13 protein-coding genes are annotated in these 17168 nt (G+C 72.2%); 5 read left to right on the top strand and 8 right to left on the bottom strand.

What is annotated here, in order from left to right:
• Window positions 1-84: 84 nt before the first annotated feature.
• The gene (locus BMW99_RS09495; protein ID WP_069465126.1) at window positions 85-1353 is read right to left on the bottom strand and encodes a multicopper oxidase domain-containing protein; all 1269 of its coding nucleotides are present in this window, start codon (window positions 1351-1353) and stop codon (window positions 85-87) included.
• A 460-nt stretch (window positions 1354-1813) separates the two neighbouring features.
• Here BMW99_RS09495 and BMW99_RS40660 point away from each other — a divergent pair, with 460 nt between their 5' ends.
• The 3 genes from BMW99_RS40660 to BMW99_RS09515 all read left to right on the top strand — a co-directional run bounded on the left by BMW99_RS40660 (window position 1814) and on the right by BMW99_RS09515 (window position 5173).
• On the top strand, window positions 1814-2647 hold the full coding sequence (locus BMW99_RS40660) for a hypothetical protein (protein ID WP_143080523.1): 834 nt from the start codon (window positions 1814-1816) through the stop codon (window positions 2645-2647).
• Window positions 2648-2813: 166 nt separating this feature from the next.
• Window positions 2814-3521 (top strand): class F sortase, encoded by a 708-nt coding sequence (locus tag BMW99_RS09510; RefSeq protein WP_069462600.1) that lies wholly within the window; start codon window positions 2814-2816, stop codon window positions 3519-3521.
• A 155-nt stretch (window positions 3522-3676) separates the two neighbouring features.
• Window positions 3677-5173, top strand: coding sequence for a cellulose binding domain-containing protein (locus tag BMW99_RS09515; RefSeq protein ID WP_075016606.1), 1497 nt, complete (start codon window positions 3677-3679; stop codon window positions 5171-5173).
• Window positions 5174-5365: 192 nt separating this feature from the next.
• Here the strand turns inward: BMW99_RS09515 and BMW99_RS09520 are convergent, their stop codons facing one another.
• The 4 genes from BMW99_RS09520 to BMW99_RS09535 form a co-directional block, all read right to left on the bottom strand.
• Window positions 5366-6847 carry a GH1 family beta-glucosidase gene (locus BMW99_RS09520; RefSeq protein ID WP_075016607.1) on the bottom strand — a complete coding sequence of 494 codons (1482 nt, stop codon included), beginning with the start codon at window positions 6845-6847 and terminating at the stop codon, window positions 5366-5368.
• A 61-nt stretch (window positions 6848-6908) separates the two neighbouring features.
• Complete coding sequence (locus BMW99_RS09525; protein WP_069464444.1) at window positions 6909-7829, bottom strand: carbohydrate ABC transporter permease; 921 nt, start codon at window positions 7827-7829, stop codon at window positions 6909-6911.
• A gap of 2 nt (window positions 7830-7831) precedes the next feature.
• A complete protein-coding gene (locus BMW99_RS09530) occupies window positions 7832-8842 on the bottom strand; it encodes a carbohydrate ABC transporter permease (protein ID WP_069464445.1) in 1011 nt (336 codons plus the stop codon).
• A 94-nt stretch (window positions 8843-8936) separates the two neighbouring features.
• Entirely contained in the window at window positions 8937-10292 is a 1356-nt protein-coding gene (locus BMW99_RS09535) for an ABC transporter substrate-binding protein (RefSeq protein WP_069464446.1), read from the bottom strand.
• A gap of 343 nt (window positions 10293-10635) precedes the next feature.
• On the opposite strand from BMW99_RS09535, the gene BMW99_RS09540 reads away from it, so the two are divergent.
• Both BMW99_RS09540 and BMW99_RS09545 read left to right on the top strand, forming a co-directional pair.
• Window positions 10636-11658 carry a LacI family DNA-binding transcriptional regulator gene (locus BMW99_RS09540; protein ID WP_069464447.1) on the top strand — a complete coding sequence of 341 codons (1023 nt, stop codon included), beginning with the start codon at window positions 10636-10638 and terminating at the stop codon, window positions 11656-11658.
• A 74-nt stretch (window positions 11659-11732) separates the two neighbouring features.
• On the top strand, window positions 11733-12689 hold the full coding sequence (locus tag BMW99_RS09545; RefSeq protein WP_075016608.1) for an acyltransferase domain-containing protein: 957 nt from the start codon (window positions 11733-11735) through the stop codon (window positions 12687-12689).
• A gap of 34 nt (window positions 12690-12723) precedes the next feature.
• Here the strand turns inward: BMW99_RS09545 and BMW99_RS09550 are convergent, their stop codons facing one another.
• The 3 genes from BMW99_RS09550 to BMW99_RS09560 form a co-directional block, all read right to left on the bottom strand.
• On the bottom strand, window positions 12724-13008 hold the full coding sequence (locus BMW99_RS09550; protein ID WP_069465594.1) for a DUF2087 domain-containing protein: 285 nt from the start codon (window positions 13006-13008) through the stop codon (window positions 12724-12726).
• Window positions 13009-13235: 227 nt separating this feature from the next.
• Window positions 13236-15053 (bottom strand): discoidin domain-containing protein, encoded by a 1818-nt coding sequence (locus tag BMW99_RS09555; protein ID WP_079138748.1) that lies wholly within the window; start codon window positions 15051-15053, stop codon window positions 13236-13238.
• A 300-nt stretch (window positions 15054-15353) separates the two neighbouring features.
• On the bottom strand, window positions 15354-16880 hold the full coding sequence (locus BMW99_RS09560) for a cellulose binding domain-containing protein (protein ID WP_079175996.1): 1527 nt from the start codon (window positions 16878-16880) through the stop codon (window positions 15354-15356).
• Between the last annotated feature and the right edge of the window lie 288 nt (window positions 16881-17168).

Genomic DNA, 17168 nt, shown 5'->3' on the forward strand with positions numbered 1-17168 from the left:
GCATCCGGCGCACCCGCGCCGCGGGGCCGTACGCGGATCACGTACGGCCCCGCGGCGCGAGCACGAACGGGAGGGACCGGCCGGTCAGCCGGTCACCGTGTAGCCGCCCGCCATGCCGCGGGACATGTGGCCGGGCAGGTGGCAGTGGTAGAGCCAGTCGCCCGGGTTGTCCTCGGTGTACTCCACGGTCAGCGTCGTCGCCGGGCCGAGCACCTGCGAGTCCACCCATCCGGCGGCGGACAGCCAGCGGTGGCCGTGGATGTGGAAGACGTGGAAGGAGTTGCCGAGCGTCCCCACCCGCCAGCGCACCCGCTCACCGGTCCTCGCGGTGTACGTGGGCGCGTTGCCGACGAACGCGCCGCCGTTGCACAGCGACAGCTCGCCCTTCACCGACGGCGCCTCGCCGGGCGACACGTCGTGGAAGAACAGCACGAACTCCCGGTCCACCTGCGGGGTCCGGTCGTCGGTGACGGCGATCATCCCGAACAGGCCGAGCGTCGCGCCGATCTCCGCCACCGCGCCGCCCGGCGCGGCCTGCGCGTCCCCGCCCGGGGGCGCGCCGTGCGCGTCCTTCGTGCCCTGCGTACTCTGTGCGCCCTGTGCGCCCTGCGGGCTGCCGCCGCCGGACGGGCGCGGCGGCGCCTGCGGCGTCGAGTGGTCGTGGTAGGGCCAACTCCCCACGGATCCCGGGGTGCACTGCCAGGTGTAGGTGTAACTGCCCTTGTAGGGAACGGCCGTTCCGGGCTTGTCGGGGGTGTCGGCCATCCACCCGCCGTCGCTGCCGGGGGAGTAGCGCACGCCGTGCGGGTGCATGCTGTGCGGCCACTTGTAGTGGGCGTCGTTGTTCCGGAAGTGCACGCGGATCGTGTCGCCGACGTGGCCGCGCAGCACCGGCCCCGGGATGCCGGAGTTCGCGCCGATGCCCTCCGGGCCGAAGTCGGCCGGCAGCGGGCTGCCCCAGCCGGGGCTGTAGGCGCGGAACCCGATCGCCTGGAACGTCGTCTGGTCGGCGGTGAACTTCGCCCCGGTCATCATGTCGTGGCCGTTGGGCACCGCGTTGTGCGGGAACGAGTCGGCCTGGACCCAGTACTCGCGCAGCCGGCCGGTGGGCGCGAACCGGTCGAGGGTGAACGGGTCGGCGGCGGGCCGGCCCGCCGGCCGCGTGGGCGCGGGGCGGGCCGCGGCGGACGCCTGCGGCGCCGCGGTCAGGCTCAGCGCCGCCAGGGCGCCGCCGCCGGTCAGTGCGCGCAGGAGGTTCCGGCGGCCGCTGCCGGGGCGCGGGTCATCTGCCGGTGCGGAAGCGGGGGCCGGAACCGGGGCTGAAGCCGGGTCCGACGCGGGGTCCGAAGCCATGGCGTCCTCTCGGGGTGCGAATGCGGGTGCGGGGCGGAGTCCCCGGGCGGGCAGGGGGACGGCGCCGGTCCGGCCCTGCCGGGTCCGGGCGCGGCGGTCTCCCACCCGCCACAGTCGTCACTACCCGGCCCGCCCCGCCGCCCGGTCCCGCCGGGCGGGTGACCTCCCCGGACGGGTGCCGCTCCGGCCGCCCCCGGCGCTCCCCGCTGACGTCCCGTCGTCAGCCAACTCCCCAAGCCGAGTTGGCGAGGTCTGACGGATCGACGGACACAGTTCCTGACGGATCGACGAACACCGGGTCTGACGCACCGCCACCCGAAGAGCGGAGCCGACCCACCCTGGCGGCTCTTCCGAGTGGCAGGGATCCGGAATGCGACTGACGGTGATCACGTCGCCACTGCACTTTCCAGGGCCGGCATGAAGCCGACCGGTGTACGTGTCGACGGAAGGAACCTTCTCCATGCGTACTGCTCGCACCGTTCTGGCTGGTGCCGCGCTCACCGCGTGCCTGGCCATCGCCGCGCCGGCCGCCCACGCCACGGGCGCCGTCAACGCCTACGACCCCAACAGCCACGGCCAGTCGTCCTCCAGCGACCCCCAGTCGTCCCAGTCGTCCACGTCGTCGCAGTCGTCGCAGTCGTCCTCGTCGTCCTCGACGTCGCACCGGCCCGCGTCGTCCGACCACAGCGCGTCGTCGAACAGCTCGTCCGACAGCAGCTCGTCGGACAGCTCGGCGTCCTCGTCGGACCCGCACGGCGACCACCACGGTGACCACCGCCCGCACGGCGGCATGGACACCGGCGGCGGCGCGACGGCCCTGGCCCCGGGCGCGTACGACCCGAACAACCACCCGAACGGCCGTCCGTCCGCGGGCACCGACAGCTCCTCCAGCTCGTCCGACAGCAGCGCGTCGTCGAACAGCTCGTCCGACAGCAGCTCGTCGGACAGCTCGGCGTCCTCCTCGGACCCGCACGGCGACCACCACGGTGACCACCGCCCGCACGGCGGCATGGACACCGGCGGCGGCGCGATGGCCCGCGCGATCGGCGCCTACGACCCGAGCGGCTCCGGCTCCGGCTCCGACTCCTCCAGCTGGGGTGGCGGCGACCAGTCCGGCTCCTCCAGCTGGGGTGGCGGCGAGCGCCCGCACGGCGGCATGCACACCGGTGGCGGCGGCATGTCGCTGGCCTCCGGCGGCGGCCTGGCGGCCGGCTCCGTGCTGCTGCTCGGCGGCCTCGGCGCGGGCGCGGTCGTGCTGCGCCGTCGCCGTGGCGCCGGCGCCACGATGGCCTGATCCGGTCCTGACCGGCAGTCGCACGCCCTGAACGGCGTGGCCACCGCCCCCGCGGCGGTGGCCACGCCCGTCCTGTTCCCGGCCCCGGACCCCGGCCCGGACCCCGGGCAGCACCCGCACCACCCGTTCCCGCCCGCCCGGGCGGGCCGTTGAAAGGCAGCGCCTCATGGCCGTGCAGCATCCGCCGACCGGCGGGCCGGCGCCGGATCCCGCACCGGCGCGCGACAGCGGATCCCGCGTCCTGCGCTGGGCCGCCGCCGCGGCACTCCTCGGCACCCTCCTGGTCTACAACTCCCTGAACCCGTCGTCCTCCGACACCGCCAACGGGGTCCCCGTGCCACCGGTCTCCACCGGCTCCGCGGCCACCTCCGCGGGTGCGCCCTCCGCCCCCGGCAGCACGGAACCCGGGATGAGCCCCTCGGTGCCCACCAAGCTGTCGATCCCCTCCATCGGCGTCGACGCCCCGTTCGTGCCGCTGACGCTCGGCTCCGACGGCACGCTGACGCCGCCGCCGATGAGTACCCCCAACGTCGTCGGCTACTACGCCGGCGGGCCCACCCCGGGCGAGAAGGGCGACGCGATCGTCGCCGGGCACGTCGACACCAAGACCGGGCCCGCGGTGTTCCTGCTGCTGTCGCTGGTCAAGCCGGGCGCCACGGTGTCCGTCAGCCGCGCCGACAGCTCGACGGCCACGTTCAAGGTCGACTCCGTGCAGACCTTCTCCAAGTCCTCGTTCCCCGACCAGAAGGTGTACGGCGACACCCAGGACCCCGAGCTGCGGATCATCACCTGCGGCGGCACCTTCGACCGGACCAAGCAGGACTACCAGGACAACGTGGTGGTCTTCGCCCATCTGGTGTCGTCCAAGAGCTGAGTCTTATGCCGTCCCTTGGCCATCCTTAAGCCCGTCATAAGAACCCGGGCGACGGCCCTCAACTGGGCTTTCGTCCGATCCGTGACCGCTAGCGTGCTGCCCGCGCCACCGCACCCCGGTACCCCCGGGTCCCCCCATTCCGAGGCAGGCAGCACATGGCAACCACTCACCGCCGCCGTCCCAGCCGCACGGTGCAGCTGATCGGCGCCGCCACCGCCGCGGCCGCGGCAGCCGGCGGGGCCTTCGCCCTCGCCGGCTCCGCGAGCGCCGCGACGGTCGGCGCCGCCTACGCCAGGACCAGCGACTGGTCGACCGGCTACACCGGGCAATACACCATCACCAACTCCACGGGCAGTGCCCTCGACGGCTGGACGCTGAGGTTCGACCTGCCCGCCGGCACCGCCGTCAGCTCGCTGTGGAACGGCGACTACACCGTCTCGGGGCAGACCGTCACGGTGAAGCCGGCCGGCTGGAACGCCACCGTCGCGCCCGGCGCGTCCGTCGAGGTCGGCTTCGTCACCAAGGCCGCCGCGCACGCCGCCGACCCCGTCGACTGCCTGATCGACAACGCCAAGTGCTCCGTCGACGACAGCCCGGCGCCCACCCCGACCGGCCGTCCCACCCGTACGGCGACGGCCACCGCGACGCCGACCCGCACCGCGACCGCGACGCCCACGCCGACGCCGACCCGCACCGCGACCACGGCGCCCACCCCCACCCCCACGCCGACCGCGGGCACCGGCGGCGGCTCCACCTCCGGCGGCGGCTTCGCCCCCTACGTCGACACCTCGCTGTACCCGGCGTACGACCTGACCGGCGCGATGAAGGCCAACGGCGTCAAGCAGTTCAACCTGGCCTTCGTCGTCTCCGGCGGCGGCTGCACCCCGAAGTGGGGCGGTGTCACCGACCTCGGCAGCGACGCGGTCGCCGCGCAGATCGGCGCGGTCCGCGCGGCCGGCGGCGACGTCCGGGTCTCCTTCGGCGGCGCCAACGGCACCGAACTGGCCGCCGCCTGCTCCTCCGCGGCCGACCTCGCGGCCGCGTACGGCAAGGTCGTCGACCAGTACAAGCTGACGAAGGTCGACTTCGACGTCGAGGGCGGCGCGCTCCCCGACACCGCGAGCAACACCCGGCGCGCCCAGGCCGTGGCCCAGCTCCAGCGGACCCACAGCGGCCTGCAGGTCTCGTACACCCTCCCGGCGATGCCCACCGGTCTCACCCAGGACGGCATCGACCTGCTGTCGAACGCCAAGGCCAACGGCGTGGACGTGCACGCGGTCGACATCATGGCGATGGACTACGGCTCGTCCTTCGGCGGCGACATGGGCCAGTACGCCATCGACGGCGCCACCGCCACGCAGGCCCAGGTCAAGAGCGTGCTCGGGCTGTCCGACACGGCAGCCTGGCAGAAGATCGCGGTCACCCCGATGATCGGCGTCAACGACGTGAGCAGCGAGACGTTCACCGTCGCGGACGCCACCAAGCTGGTGAACTTCGCCCGGAGCAAGGGCATGGCCTGGCTGTCGATGTGGTCCGCGTCCCGTGACAGGCAGTGCGCGGGCGGCGCCCAGAGCTGGGCCGACCCGACCTGCAGCTCCGTCGTCCAGAGCGCCGGCGCCTTCTCCCAGGCGTTCGCCGCCTACACCGGCTGACCCCCCTCCGGCCGGACATCCCCTCCGGCCGGACGCCGGTCCGCCCGCGGTGTTCCTCTCCCACCCCCACGGGAGAGGAGCGCCGCGGGCGCCCGCGTTCGGGTGCAGGTCCCCGGGCGGGCGCGGAGGGCAAGGAAAAGGAGCGGTACGGCAGCACCCTCGAACTGCCGCACCGCTCCCCTCACCGTTCCTTCAGGACGTCCCGTCCTCCTCCGGGCTGTCCGGAAGGACGTTGTCGCGCGCCACCGCCGCGTACCAGTGGGCGCTCTGCTTGGGAATCCGGCGCTGCGTGCCGAAGTCGACGTAGACCGCGCCGAACCGCTTGCTGTACCCGTACGCCCACTCGAAGTTGTCCATCAGGGACCACAGGAAGTAGCCGCGCACGTCCGCGCCGTCGGCCAGCGCCCGGTGCACCGCCGACAGGTGGCCGCGCAGGTACGCGATCCGGTCCGGGTCGTTGACGGTGCCCTCGGGCGAGATGTAGTCGTCGTACGCGGCGCCGTTCTCCGTGACCATCATCGGCAGCCCCGGGTGCTCCCGGTGGATCCGCATCAGCAGGTCGTACAGGCCGCTGGCGTCCACCGCCCAGCGCATCGCGGTCGTCTCGCCGGGCGCCAGGTGGAACGCCACGTGCTCCGAGCCGGGCCACGGCGAGTGGTCGCTGGCGCCGTGCCCGTCGTTGCGCGGGAGCCCGGCACCGTCCACGTGCGCCCTGCCGTCCGAGACCAGCGTCGGCGTGTAGTAGTTGATGCCCAGCAGGTCGATGGGGCGGGAGATCTCCGCCAGGTCGCCGTCCTTGACCAGCCGGTCCCAGTCGACGATGTGGCCGGTGTCGGCCATCACGTCCGCCGGGTAGGCGCCGTCGAGGATCGGCCCGAGCCACACCCGGTTGCCGACCGCGTCGATCCGGCGCGCGGCGTCCAGGTCGGCCGGGGAGGTGCTGAGCGGCCGGATCTGGTGGAGGTTGAGGGTGATCGACGTCTGGGCCGTCGACGGGAGCAGCGAGCGCAGCGCCCCGATGGCCCGGCCGTGGGCCAGGTTGAGGTGGTGCACCGCCTTCAGCGCGGCCTCCGGGTCGGTGCGGCCCGGCGCGTGCACGCCGGAGCCGTAGCCCAGATACGCCGAGCACCAGGGCTCGTTGAGCGTCGTCCAGAACGGCACCCGGTCGCCCAGCGCCGACGCCACGATCTCGGCGTACTCGGCGAACCGCTCGGGGGTGTCCCGGACCGTCCAGCCGCCGATGTCCTCCAGGTCCTGCGGCAGGTCCCAGTGGTAGAGGGTGGCGACCGGCGTGATGCCCTTCTCCAGCAGCTCGTCGACCAGCTGCCGGTAGAAGTCCAGGCCGCGCTGCACGGCCGGGCCCCGGCCGGTGGGCTGCACCCGCGACCAGGACACCGAGAAGCGGTACGCGGCCAGGTTCAGGTCCGCCATCAGGGCGACGTCGTCACGGAAGCGGTGGTAGTGGTCGGCCGCGATGTCACCCGTGTCCCCGTTGTGGACGCGGCCGGGCGTGTGGCTGAAGGTGTCCCAGATCGAGGGGGTGCGGCCGTCCTCGGCCGCGGCGCCCTCGATCTGGTAGGCGGCAGTGGCCGCCCCCCAGACGAAGCCGGGGGGGAAGCGGTACGAGGCCGGGCTCTGCGAGAGCTCGGGACTCTCGGAACGGACAGCTGTCATGCGGGGACTCCACGGAATCAGGGGGTCGTCGGGAGGAGTGGGGGAGCGCGGGCGCGCGGGCTCAGCTCTTCACGGCACCCGCCGTGATGCCGCTGACGATCTGCCGGCCCAGCACGGCGAAGACCAGCAGCAGGGGCAGCGTGGAGACCAGCGCGGCGCAGACCACCACGGCGTGGTCGATCGAGTGGTTGCCGGCCCCGACGCCGGCCAGCGCGACCTGGACCGTCGGGTTCTGCTGGCTGAGGGCGATGAACGGCCAGAAGAAGTCGTTCCAGGACTGGACGAACACCAGCATGCCCAGCACCGCCATGGCCGGCCGGGCGATCGGGAACACCACGTGCCAGATGATCCGCAGGCTGTGCGCACCGTCCACGCGGGCCGCCTCGACGAGTTCGATGGGCAGCGCCTCGGCGAGGAACTGCCGCATGAAGAACACGCCGAACGCCGCGACCAGCGACGGCAGGATCACCGACTGCAGGTGTCCGACCCAGCCCGCCTTGGTGATGATCTGGTACAGCGGGATCACGGTGAGCTGCGGCGGGACCGTCATCGTGGCGACCACCACGGTCAGCAGCGCGTTGCGGCCGCGGAACTCCAGCTTGGCGAAGGCGAATCCGGCCAGGGTGGCGAACAGCACCGTGCTGAACGCGACGGTGCCCGCCACGATCGTCGAGTTGATCAGGGCCGTGGTCATGTCGACCTGGTCCCAGACGATCTTCAGGTTGTCGATCAGGTGGCTGCCGGGCAGCAGCGGCGTGGGCGGCGTGACGATGTCGGTGTCGGTGTGCGACGCCGCGACGACCGTCCAGTAGAGCGGGAACAGCGAGACCAGCGTGGCGATGATCAGGAACGCATACGCGATCGGGCCGCCGTTCTGCTGCTTGCCCGCACCGCCCACGCGCAGCCGGCGCCGTGCCCGCCGGGGCGCGGCCGAGGAGTGCCGGGCTCCGGAGGACCGGACCGGCTCGGTGAGTTGTGCCATGGTCAGCCCCCAAGCTTCCGGCGGTTGCTGCGTACGAAGAGCAGCTGGACGGCGCCGATGAGCAGCAGGATCAGCAGCATGACCCAGGCGACCGCGGACGCCTGGCCGAGTTGCCCGACCTGCCAGCCCTTGTCGTACATGTACAGGCTCAGCGTCTGGTACTGGTGGTCGGTGCCGCCCGTCGGGCCGACGCCGCCGCCGTAGATCAGCGGCTCACCGAAGAGCTGGGTGGCGCCGATCGTCGAGACGATGATGGTGAAGAAGATCGTGGGACGGATCGAGGGGATCGTGACGCTGATGAACTGCCGCCAGCGCGACGCCCCGTCCAGGGCCGCTGCCTCGTAGAGGTCGGCGGGGACCGCCTGCATGGCGGCCAGGTAGATCAGCGCGTTGTAGCCCGTCCAGCGCCACGTCACGATGGACGAGATGGCTATCTGCGCGGGCCACTTGGAGGAGTCCCAGCGGATGCCGTCGACACCGAAGTGGCCGAGGAGCTGGTTGATCATCCCGTAGTCGGGGTTGAACAGCTGCACGAAGACCAGGGCCGCCGCGGCGATCGAGGTGGCGTACGGGGCCAGGATGGCGACCCGGAAGAAACCGCGGCCGCGGAGCTTGAAGTTGAGCAGGTGGGCCAGGCCGAGGGCCATCAGGAGCTGCGGCACCGTGGAGATCACCCCGAGGGTGAAGGTGTTGCGCAGCGCCTTCCAGAAGAACTGGTTGTCCCACAGGTTGGTGTAGTTGTCGAAGCCCACCCAGCTGCCCGACCCGCTCTCACCCAGCTGCACGTTGTGCAGCGAGAGCCAGCCGGTGTAGATCAGCGGGAACAGGCCGAAGGCGGCGAAGACGAGGAAGAAGGGGGCGATGTAGGCGTACGGCGAGGCCTTGGTGTCAAACCGGTAGAGCCGGGTACGCCAGCCGCCCGGAGCGCCGGGGTCGCCGCGGCGGGACGTGCTGGGGGCGGGCCTGGACGACGGGGGGCTGCCGTCGGACGTCGCCCTGACGGAGGTGGCCACGAGGGCGTCCTTCCCGTAGGGGTTCGGCGGGGTGCGCGAGAGGGTGCGGGCCGCCCGGCAGGTGGGAGTCACTGCCGGGCGGCCCCGAGCGGGACTACTCGCCGATCTTGTCCTTCACCTGGGCCTTGACGTTGGACCAGGCCTTGTCGGCGGAGGTGCCGCGCTGCTCCATGTCCAGCAGGCCGTTCTTGGTGATGATGTCCTTCACCGTGCCGTCGTCCGGGCCGATGGGCGCGGGCTGGATGCTCTGCGCGGTGGTGGCGAAGATCTTGCCGGTCGGCGCCGGCTTGCCGGGGGCGCCGAAGTAGTCGTTCGTGGTGTTCTGCACCGCCGGGTCGGACAGACCGCCCTTGTTCGACGGGATGTTGCCGAACTTCTGGAAGATCTTGACCTCCTGCGCGGCGCCGGTCAGCCACTGCGCCAGCGCCGCGGCCTCGGCCGGGTGCTTGCTGGCCTTGGTCACCGCGAGGAACGAACCGCCCCAGTTGCCCGCCTGCGGCGGCTGCGCGATGTCCCACTTGCCCTTGTTCGCCGGGCCGGAGTTGGTCTGCACGAGGCCGACCATCCAGCTCGGGCAGGCGACGGTGGCGAACTTGCCGGTCTTGAAGGCGGCCGACCAGGTGTTGTTCGAGTCGAACTGCTGGAGCTTGGCCGTCAGACCCTCCTTGACCGCCTGGGCGGACAGGTCCCAGGCGGTCTTGACGCCCGGGCTGGAGTCGTAGACCAGCTTGCCGTCCTGGTCGGAGTACTGCGTCGGCTGGCTGGACAGGACCGCGTTGAACAGGCCGCCGGCCGAGTCGGTGAAGGCCACGCCGCTCGGCGCCTTCGCCTTGAACTGCTCGCCGACCTGGACGAACTTCGACCAGTCACCGTTCCACAGCGCCGCGACCTGGTCCGGGTCGGTCGGCAGGCCGGCCTGCTTGAAGAAGTCGGACCGGTAGCAGATCGCCGTCGGGCCGATGTCCGTGCCCACGCCGATGACCTGGCCGGAGGCGGTGGTGGCCTGCTTCTCCTTGTAGGAGACCCAGTCGTCGGCGCTGAAGCCCTTGACCGTCTTGAAGTCGAGGAACTTCGAGGCCAGCGCGGGCTGGATCGCCTCGGCGATGTAGCCGACCTCGATCGCCTGGATGTCGTCGAGGCCGCTGTTCTGCTGCAGGTGCAGCTTGAGGGAGTCCCAGTACTGCTGGCCGTCGGTGACGTTGTCCTCGACGATCTTGATGTTCGGGTGCAGGGCCTCGTACTCCGAGAAGAGCTTCGCCCCCGTCTTGTCGTTGTATCCGAACTCGTTGAAGTCACCGATGTGCAGCGTGATCTGCTCCGAGGAGGACGACTTCCCGCCCTTGGAGCCGTTGTTGTCACTGCTGCTGCAGCCGGTGATCAGCGTCGCGCAGGTCGCGAGACCCGCGACCGCGATGACAGCGGCCTTGCGGGTTCTGCCTGAAGTGCGCATTCCACTCTCCTTGTCAGGGTGGGTCGGCGTGCGGGTGGTGCGGTCCCCGGGTACGTGCTCGCGGGTGCCCTGTGAAGGGCGTGTGTGGGAGCGCTCCCACGTAGGCTTTCCGGAACATTCACGCCTGGGAGGGGTCAGTGTCAAGATGTGAAGTCCATTTCGTTGCCGGAACGTGTCCGGGGCGGGGCGGGCGTTACTTCTTGAACGAACGCCGGGGAAACCGCGGGCCGACCGGCCTGCCTGGGACTTGTACGGTGGGAGCGCTCTCACGCGCTCTCTGACGCGGGAAGAAGCGGGCGCTAAGGTGGCGCGCAGCGGGAAGCAGCGGGAGGCGGAAGTGGCCATGAACGGGCGGCACAGCGGACGGCCCACCCTGGAGGAGGTGGCCGTGCGCGCCGGGGTCGGGCGGGGCACCGTCTCGCGCGTCATCAACGGCTCACCCCGGGTGAGCGATCGGGCCAAGGCCGCCGTCGAGGCCGCCATCGCCGAGCTCGGCTACGTGCCCAACCGGGCCGCCCGGGCGCTGGCCGGCAACCGTACCGACGCCATCGCGCTCGTCATCCCCGAACCCGAGACCCGGCTCTTCGCCGAGCCGTACTTCTCGGACATCATCCGCGGGATCGGCGCCGAACTCGCCGACACCGACATGCAGTTGCTGCTCACCCTGATCCGCACGCCCAAGGAGCGCTCGCGCTTCGCCCAGTACCTCGCCGCGCACCGCGTCGACGGCGTGCTGCTGGTCTCCGTCCACGAGGACGACCCGCTGCCCGACCTGCTGGAGCAGCTGGAGATGCCCGCGGTGCTCAACGGCCGCCGCAGCGACCTGGAGTCGGTGTCGTACGTCGACGCGGACAACGTCGGCGGCGCCCGGGCCGCGGTCTCCCATCTGCTGGCCCGCGGCCGCCGCCGGGTCGCCACCATCACCGGGCCGACCGACATGTACGTGGCGCGCTGCCGGCTCGACGGCTACCGGCAGGCGGTCGAGGCGGCCGGCCTCGGCGTCGACGACGGCCTGGTCGCCGGCGGCGACTTCACCGAGGAGGGCGGCCGCCGGGCCATGCGCGAGCTGCTGGCCCGCCGCCCCGACGTCGACGGCGTGTTCGCCGCGTCCGACCTCATGGCGGCGGGCGCCCGCGCGGTGCTGCGCGAGGAGGGCCGCCAGGTGCCGGACGACGTCGCCCTGATCGGCTTCGAGGACTCCGCGATCGCCCGCCACATGGACCCTGCGCTCACCAGCGTCCGCCAGCCCACCGAGGAGATGGGCCGCACCATGGCCCGCGTCCTGCTGGAGGAGATCGCCGAACGCGCCTCCGTCCGGCGCCACGTGGTCCTGGCCACCGAACTCGTCCAGCGCGACTCCGTCTGACGCCCGCCCGCAGCGGAAACGGCCGCCCGCCCGCGTGGTGCCCGGGCGCGGAGCCGCGGCCCTAGGGTGGCGGGATGAGCGACGAGGTGAGGGTGCCGCGCGGGGTGGGGCTGGCCGAGACGCTGCTCGACCTGGGCGTGCCCTACGCGGCGACGAACGGGGTGCTCGCGGCCGCCGAGAGGGTCGCCGGGGACGCCACCGCGCACGGGCAACTGGTCGGCGCTGTGCAGGAGTTCATTCGCGACATGGGGGAGGTCGGCGGCGGCCCCGGGGGCGGGCCGGCCCTCGGGCCCGACCTGGACGCGCGCGCCGCGCGGGCGGGCGCCGCCCCCGGGCCGTGGTTCGCGCTGCTGGTGCTGGCCGCGACCCGCCCGCACACCGCCGCGTACCACCGCGCGCTGGGCGTGCCGGAGGAGGTCACCCGCAGGACGCTGGCCGACGTGGGCCGCCACATGGCCGTCCACGCGCGCCGCCACGGCACGCCCGGCCTCGCCAACACCTCATGGCTGGCACGGCACTTCCGCGGCGTGCTCGTCCAACTCGGCCGGCTCCAGTTCGAGCGGACCCGCCTCGGCGGCAGGACCGGGACCGCGCTCGCCGCCGCCGGGGTCGCGGCGGGCCCCGGCACCCGCGCGCTCGGCCTGCACATCCCCGACTTCACCGGCCCGCTGGATCCCGCCGCGTGCGACGCCTCGTTCGACCGGGCCCGCGCGTTCTTCGCGCGCCACCACCCGGACGAGCCCGCCGCGATCGTCACCTGCCACTCCTGGCTGCTGGACCCGCAGCTCGCGGAGTACCTCCCCCGGGACTCCCGCATCCTCGCGTTCCAGCGCCGTTTCACCGCGGTGTGGGCCGGCCCGGAGCCGGACGACGCGACCACCCTCGGGTTCGTCTTCGGCGACCCCGCGGCGGACCCCTCCGCGCTCGTGGCGCGCAGCGCGCTGGAGCGGGCCGTGCTGGCCCACCTGGCGGCCGGCCGGCACTGGACCGGTGGCACGGGCTGGCTGCCGCTGCCGCCCGGAGCGGCGTAGCGGGCGCCGTACGGCCCGGCGCGGGCGGGCCCGCTCAGCGCAGGCGCTGGTAGACCGCGCCGTCCCTGGTGCGGCCGAGGAAGCCGCCCTCGACCAGATAGCGCCGCAGCGCCGACGTGTCCTCGTGGACCGTGGCCAGCGCCTCGTTGACCTCGCGCTCGGTGTAGACGCGGCCGCCGGTGAACAGGCGCGCGGCAAGGTAGCCGAGGAGCTGCTCGCGGCGGGCGGGGCGGCGCGGCACGGCGGTCAGCCGACCGTGCGAGAACAGGTCGGTCACGCCGTGGGCCGCCTGCCGGGCTTCGTCGTCGTCGGTGCTCATCGGGCCACCCTGCCCCGGCCGCCGGGGCCCGGCAACGCATTTCCGCGACGCCGGGCGCGGGGCGAACGCACGCCGCACGCCGCACACCGCTCGCCGGACGCACGCCGCACACCGCTCGCGCGGCCGGCCCCGCGACGGAAGACGGCCGCCGGGGCCGGGACCTGGCTGGTCCCGTGTCCCGGCGGCCGGTGGGGGGAAGGAGATGGCTCAGTGCTGCCGCGGCGGGCTCACCAGCCGACCGCGACCTCCATCCACTGCGGGTTCTGCATCGAGGTGTACGCGGCCTGGCCGGCCACGTCGTCGTACGGGAACCCGTACGCCAGGTTGTTGATCGCGTGGTCGTGCCAGAACTTGGCGTACCAGTTGGCGGGGTCGCCGGAGTAGAACTTCGACGGGTCCTGCTGCTGGTCGGAGGGGAGCGTCGCGGTGTGGCGGTTGAGCGCCGCGCACATCGAGGGGTTCCCCGCCAGGCTCCCGGCGCAGCCGAAGATGTTCGACGTCGGCTCGTTGATGCCCACCGAACTGGCGTAGGAGGTGTAGTAGTTCGCGTTGGCGCCGCCGGCCCGGAAGCTGGGGTCGCTGCCGGGCGCGATGATGCGGTACGGCGCCTGGGTCTGGGCGAGCACCTTGAACTGCTGCGGCACGGCGTTCTGGAACTGCTGGAACACCTGGTCGCGAGTGCTGGTGAACAGGTCCTGGCTGTCGCCGAGTTGCACGTCCTGGCCGGAGTGCGAGTGCAGCCGGACGGCCAGCGGCAGGCCCCACGCGTCGACCCGCGTGGTGTTGCCGTTGAAGACGGCCGGGCCGATGGTGAACTCGATGAAGTCGTAGTACTGGCTCGCCGCCGAGCCCAGGTAGAAGTACATCCGGCCGGAGGAGTTGGCCGGCATGTCGAAGTACGGCTGGTCGGCGATGGAGTGCGTCTGGCCGTTGAAGCTCCAGTACACCTGGCTGTCCGGGTACTGGCCGTTGGTGCGGTTGAGGACCGCGACCTCCATCACGTTCTGGGCGGCCGGGATCTTGCTGGTGTCACCCCAGAAGGAGTCCGGGGGCGGAGAGGTGGGCGGCGTGGTCGGCGGGGTGGTGGTGCCGGTGGGCACGTGCACCTGGAACTCCCACAGCGAGTAGCCGTAGGCGGTGGCCCGCGCGGTGCCGTAGACGCGCACATAGCGGCCCGTGCCGGACACCGTCAGGTTCTGGACGCCGCCGGTGCCGGTCGTCGTGGAGTAGACGTCGGTCCACGCCGTGCCGTTGTCCGAGACCTGGATCTTGAAGGAACTGGCGTACGCGGCCTCCCAGTTGAGACCGACCCCGCAGACCGGGACGGAGGCTCCGAGGTCGACCTGGAGCCACTGGGGGTCGCTGAAGGCGCTGGACCAGCGGGTGCCGGTGTCCCCGTCGACCGCCGCGGACGCCGGGGTGCCGGCGTTCTCGGTGGAGGAGGCGGTCGCCGGGCGGCCCTGTGCCGCGTCGTCGGTGCCGCAGGCGGACTGCGTGGGGCCGGACCCGCCGTAGACCTGGAACTCCCACAGCGAGTAGCCGTAGGCGGTGGCGCGGGCGGTGCCGTAGAACCTGACGTAGCGGCCGGAACCGTTTACGGCCAGGTTCTGCACGCCGCCGGTGGCGGTCGTCGTGGAGTAGACGTCGGTCCACGTCGAGGCGTTGTCGGACACCTGGATCTTGAACGACGTGGCGTACGCCGCCTCCCAGTTGAGCGTCACCTGGGAGACGGTCTGGGTCGAGCCGAGGTCGACCTGGAGCCACTGGGGGTCGCTGAAGGCGCTGGACCAGCGGGTGCCGGTGTTGCCGTCGACCGCCGCGGACGCCGGGAAGGTGGCGTTCTCGGCGGAGGAGGCGGTGGCCGGCTTGCCCTGGGACAGCAGCGTCCCGGCCGCGCCGGCCGGGGACTGCGCGGTCACCGTGAGCGCGACGCCGGCCAGCAGCGCGCAGAGCAGAGCGAGGATCAGATACGGCCGCGACCGGTCGGCGCTGCCGCCGCTCCCGGCATACCGGCGGCGCACCACCGGGGACGTGCTGCCTGACATGTGTACTCCTCAACCGGGTGGGGGTCCGTGATGGAGGTACGGAGAGCACCGCGAGCATGGTGAGAGCGCTCTCTGGCGAGGTGATGTTTACAAGCGCCGTACATCCCCGTCAATAAGTTGTTCCATACTGGCCCGTTCGCCCCTCGATCGTTTCGAGTCCCGAACGAGTGCCGGTCCCCGGGCGGCCGGCGACCGCCGCAGCTCACAGGCCCCGCGCGAGGGGGCGGCCCCGTGCACGCCATCCATGCACGGGACCGCCCCGGTTCGCGGGTGCCCGGCCGCCGCCGGGCGCGCGTCACCTCAACTCAGGCCCGCCAGATGGTTCTTGAAGCCGATGCCGTAGTTGGTCGGGGTCCCGTTCCAGTCCGAGACCAGCGACGGGCCGGAACTGCAGTCCCAGTTGTTCCAGGTCCAGCCCAGGTAGCCCAGTTGGTGCGTGTCCAGCCAGTTCATGAACGTGTCGATGAATCCGTGCGCGCAGTCGTTCTCGCCGATCTCGGTGGCCAGCAGCGGCACCTTGGCCGCGACCGGGGCGAGTTGGGAGTCCCAGCAGGACGAGGACGAGCACGTGTTGAAGTTGTAGACGTGGACGACCGCGCCCAGGTTGCCGGTCGGGTCGGTCGGCTCGTGGGCCAGCCACCCGGTGAGGTCGTTGGAGTACGCGAGCCCGCCGAGCAGGATCACGTTCTGCGCGCCGGTGCCGCGCACCGCGTCGACCAGGTTCTGCATTCCGGCCACCTGGTAGCCGATGCCCGGGCAGGTGCCGCCGTCGCGCCAGCAGGCCCAGGCCTGGTCGGTGGTCGAGGTGGCCCGGTCCGGGTAGGGCTCGTTGAACATCTCGAAGACGACCGAGGTGTCGTTCTTGAAGGTGTTCGCGACGCTCGTCCAGAACGGGATCGCGTACTGCGCGTCCGGCATCGGCTTCTGGCAGGTCGCGTTGACGTCCGAGCAGCCCGCCGAGTTGCCGGTGTACGTGCCGTGCGTCCAGTGCAGCTCGACGATCGGCGTGATGCCGTGCGCCACCAGGCGGTTGACCCAGTCGGTGACCGCGGCGACGTAGTTCGCGCCGCCGTCCGCGGCGGGCACGTACGACAGGCCCTCCCAGCAGTCCTCGTTGAGCGGGACGCGGACCGCCGCGACGCCCTTCCAGCTCTGGATGGCGTCGATCGCGGTGTCGTCGACCGGCCCGTTGAAGATGCCGTTGCCCTGCGCGCAGGCGAACTCGGTGCCCGAGCGGTTGACCCCGTGCAGGACCACCTGCTTGCCGGTGGAGTCCACCAGCTCGTTGCCCGAGACGTGCAGCTTGGGCGGCGGGGCGTCGCCGCCGCCGGGCGGTGTCGTCGGGGGCGTGGTCGGCGGTGTGGTCGGGGGAGTGGTGGGCGGCGTCGTGGGGGGTGTGGTGCCGTCCGTGTTGCAGGTCGTGCCGTTGAGGGTGAACGTGGTGGGCGCCGGGTTGGCGCCCGACCAGCTGGCCAGGAAGCCGGCGCTGACGCTGGCACCCGTGCCGAGGGTCCCGTTGTACGACATGGACGCCACCGACACGGTGCTGCCGGACTGCGTCCAGGTGCCGTTCCAGCCCTGGGTCACCTTCTGGCCGCCCGGGAAGGCGAAGGTCAGGTTCCAACTGGACGTGGGTGCGGCGTTGTTGGTGATGACCACGTTGCCCTGGAAGCCCGTGTCCCACTGGTTGGTCACGGAGTACGCGACCGAGCAGGCGGGTGCGGCACCGGAGGCGGTGGCGCCGAGGGCGGGGAGCAGTGCGGCCGCGGCCGCGGCGGTGGTCACCGCGGCCGTGGCGAACACCGCGGTGCGCGTGGGTGGTCGCATGTGCGACTCCTCGTGAGGTGGGGGGATCGAGAGGTCGAGTGCATGTGAGAAGTGGACGCGCTCCCACTGGTCCGCGGCAGACCCTAGCGGCCAACGGACAGGCCCGGTAGGGGGCCCGCGCCGTCCGTTCGCCTTCCGAACGCGCGTGGGGTGGCGGAGTAGCCGGTGACGGGTGGGGCCGAGGAGGTGCGAACACGTCATGAACATGCGGTTGAGACCGGGCTCTTGACAGTCTTTCGGTCCGCCTCGATTGTGGGAGCGCTCCCACTGGTTCAGTTGCGCACGTTC

The organism is Actinacidiphila rubida (assembly GCF_900110255.1).
GTDB lineage: Bacteria > Actinomycetota > Actinomycetes > Streptomycetales > Streptomycetaceae > Actinacidiphila > Actinacidiphila rubida.